Genomic DNA, 3,815 nt, shown 5'->3' with positions numbered 1-3,815 from the left:
TCCCAGAGGCCCGGAAGCGCCAACTTCGCGGGCCTCACTTTTGCAATCTGTAGGTGGAACCCTACAGTTCGCTTCGGACGGAAAACCCCTGGAAACATTGGGAAACAGCGTCAGTTGACGCGGTTCCCTACGGGGCTTTTTTTGTCCCACCGGGTGGGCGACCCACGGGTTGGCCCGGCGAAGGGCCCGTTCGCATGTGATGGGGCGGGGGGTGACGACACAGGAGGGGTATGCCGCAGAGCCCGGCGCGCCGGGAGGTGGCCTAGGTGCGCGGTTGAGTGAGCAGCATACGAACTGCGGTAGGGGCGGCCTGACCCCCGTTCAGTGAGCGCTCAGCCGGGCCGAATCCGAATCGGCTCTGGCCAAGCGGGGTAAGGGTGGCGCATTCTGGAAGTGGGCCCTCATGGTTCCCCATCACAGCAGGAGGCTTCAATGCCACGACGAGCCATGCCTATCCCTGACGGAGTCCCGGTTCTGTCCCAAGGTCGCCACTGGAACCCCAGATCGGGCGCCTGCTTCATGGAAATGGCCTCGTTCCTCGCCGGAGAGCGATGGAGCGACCATCCCAAGTGCACGCACCCGGTGCTGGCTGCCGCCGCCCGCTGCGTCAACGACGCGGTCGACGACCCGACCAGACAGCGCCTGGTCGTGATGATCCCCGAGGTCGTCGGCCTCAACCCGGACGACCCCCGGGTCGACGCCGCCCTCGCCGCCCGCTGCGCCACGCAGGCGCTGCCCGTCTCGTCGGAGCGGGCACAGCATGCCCTCGCCGTCGGCCTCCTCGCGGCCGAGCGCACCCTCGCCCAGCTCGAGGGCGAGCCGGAGGGCCCGCTCGGGCGGATGTGCCGCGACGCGCTGGCCGCCGCCCCCGGAGCCGAGAAGTGGGCGCGTGACTTCACCGCGCGGGCCGGTGCCCTGCGCCGGCCGCTGCGGTCGCACGCCGCTCGCCGGCTGGTGGCCCTGTCGATCGACGCGGTCGCCGAGGCCTGCGTGCCCGACACCGGTGACCGGCTCGTCCGGCTGCTTCGCGCCTGCATCGACGACACGAAGTCCTTCATGCCGCCCATCACGGCGCAGATGGCGCTCGAGGTGCCGTGGGAGCCGGCGGCCAAGGACCGCCGTCCCGAGCTGTCGGGGCGCTGAGCCGAGGCCCGAGGGGCCAGGTCCCGCAGAGGGAGCTGGCCCCTCCGCCATGCCTGCTTCCCTGTGGCAGGGAGCCGAAGTGTCGGATAGCGCGGGCCGGAGCGTTTGATTCCGCGGGGGACCCGGCGATAAGTGCGGGTTCACTTGCGGCGTGGGGGAAACAGTGCGCTTTCGGGCGAAGCGCATTTATCGGCATGTCCAGAGCACCTTTCTGCCTCTTGAGGCTGCACTGCCCCGGTTCCTTCCGTTCATTTGGCCCTCATGCGGAACTCCGGGATGGGACAGTTGCGCTGAGGACGACCCGGCTTCAACGGCGACGCCGATAACCGCGGTCGGTCGCCCCCGCAAAGGTCTGGCAGGCCAGACCTCGTGACGCCACCGCGTCTCGTTTGCGGCGCGCCCTTGGCTGGCCCTACCTCGAAAGGACACCAACCATGGCGATGCGTCGCGCGCATATTGCGCGTACCGGTGCTCTTGCTGCACCTGCCCTTGTCCTGGCAGCGATGGCGCTGCCGAGTCTGCCGGCGTACGCGGCCTCCCAGTCGCTGACCCTCGTCCGCACCACCTCGCCGCTCACCGGCGACTTCACCCCCTCGGACTCCGGGTCGGGTCTCGAGTTCCCAGCGCAGGAAGAGGAGGACAACTCCCCCGAGCCCTACACCGGCGTGGTGACCGACCGCACCCTGTCCCAGGGTCACGCCCCGGGCAAGGGTGCCTCGGTCAACAGCGGCAAGAAGGCCAAGTCGAACCCCGGCTTCCAGAACGGGTTCGAGGGCCTGAACCTGTACCAGCAGCGGTACGCCCGCGGCGGCAACCAGTTCACCGTCGAGCCTCCCGACCAGGGGCTTTGTGTGGGCGGCGGTTACGTCGTCGAGGCGGTCAACGACGTCATGAACGTCTACGACGCCTCCGGAACGTCGCTCCTGCCGGACAACACGGCGAGCAACGTGGTGGGCACCTTCCCACGCAACGTGGGCCACGCGGTCGACCTCAACTCCTTCTTCGGCTACTCCGCGGCGGTCAACCGCACCACGGGGGCGCGCGGCCAGTTCGTGACGGACCCGACCTGCCTCTACGACGCCGCCACGCAGCGCTTCTTCCTCGTCGTGCTGACCCTCGAGGTCAACCCGGCCACCGGCGCCTACACCACGCAGAACCACCTCGACATCGCCGTCAGCCAGTCGGCCAACCCGGTGGGCGCGTGGAACATCTACCGCCTCAACGTGACGGACGACGGCACCAACGCCGGCGGCGTGAACCCCGGCCCGTACCTCGGTGACTATCCACACATCGGTGCCGACGCGAACGGCTTCTACGTGACGACCAACGCCTACCCCTGGAACACCAACGGCTTTGGCGGTGCCCAGGTCTACGCGCTGTCCAAGGCGCAGCTCGCGGCGGGCTCGACCCATGTGCAGATGCAGCACATCGACACCTACGGGATGGTCGCCGCCCCGAGCGAGGCCGGCGCGACCCAGCCGGGCTTCACCGTCTGGCCGGCCCAGTCGCCCGGTACGTCGTCGTTCAACACCGCCAACAACGGCACGGAGTACTTCCTCAGCTCCAACGCCGCTGACGAGGCCACCCACCCCGTCACGGGCACGGGTGGGAACTACACGTCGAAGCAGGTGGTCGTCTGGTCGATGACGAACACCGCCTCGCTCGACTCGGCGACACCCGACGTGCACCTCGCCAACCAGCTCGTCGACGTCGGGCTCTACGCCCTTCCGCCGAAGCAGCAGCAGCCCGGGTCCGGCAAGGCACCGACCGATGCGACGCCGCAGGGCAAGTGCCTCAACGACACGACGACCATGACCATCGCGGGGCGCGGCTGCTGGCGCCTGCTCGTGGCCTCCGAGCCGAAGCACAACGAGGTCGTCTCGACGCCGGACTCGAACGACACCCGGATGCAGCAGGTCACCTACGCGAACGGCAAGCTCTGGGGTTCGCTCGACACGGCCGTCACCCCCAACGGCAGTGCGAACCGGGCCGGCATCGCCTGGTACGTCATCAAGCCGGGCGGCCAGAGCCTCGCATCGAAGGTCGCCATGCAGGGCTACCTCGGCGCAGCAGGGATGGACTTCACCTATCCCGCGATCGGGGTCACCCCGAGCGGACGTGGGGTCATGGCTTTCACGGCCACGGGTGACGACACCTTCCCGAGCGCCGCCTACGCGCCGATCGACGCCATCGTCGGCGTCGGGCCCTGGAACGTCGTGCCGGGCGGCGAGGGCAAGGCGACCGACGACGGCTTCACGAGCTACAAGGCCCAGGTGGGCGCCCCGCCACGCACCCGATGGGGTGACTACGGGGCGGCGGCTGTCGACGGCCAGCACGTCTGGATCGCGAGCGAGTACATCGCCCACGCGTGCGACTACACGACCTGGGGCGGCCCGTTCTTCACCGGTGGCACGGGCGACAACCTGCTGGGAACGTGCGCTGGTCCCGACCACGGGCCGGGGCCACGGGTCGCGATCGGCAACTGGTCCACCTACGTGAGCCACTTCGTGCCGTGACCGGATGAGCGGCCCTTCGACGTGAAGTGCCTCTCGACTGACGTGGCCCCCCCCCCCCCCCCCCCACCCAAGGACCCCCCACCACCACCCCGGGCCGGCAGAACCCCCCCCCGGACGGGTGCCCCAACAAGGGCCCCACCCAATCATACAAATGTT

General features: G+C 69.2%; 2 protein-coding genes. Both read left to right on the top strand.

Translation table 11 applies throughout. The features are described from left to right. Positions 1-519: 519 nt before the first annotated feature. Positions 520-1,143 carry a hypothetical protein gene (locus ACTHJJ_RS15030; protein WP_440303750.1) on the top strand — a complete coding sequence of 208 codons (624 nt, stop codon included), beginning with the start codon at positions 520-522 and terminating at the stop codon, positions 1,141-1,143. A 503-nt stretch (positions 1,144-1,646) separates the two neighbouring features. Next, a complete protein-coding gene (locus ACTHJJ_RS15025; protein WP_440303749.1) occupies positions 1,647-3,659 on the top strand; it encodes a hypothetical protein in 2,013 nt (670 codons plus the stop codon). Positions 3,660-3,815: the final 156 nt, after the last annotated feature.

This window comes from Intrasporangium sp. (genome assembly GCF_051961875.1).
In the GTDB taxonomy this organism is placed as follows: domain Bacteria; phylum Actinomycetota; class Actinomycetes; order Actinomycetales; family Dermatophilaceae; genus Intrasporangium_A.
This window is presented reverse-complemented; position numbering and strand designations above follow the sequence as displayed.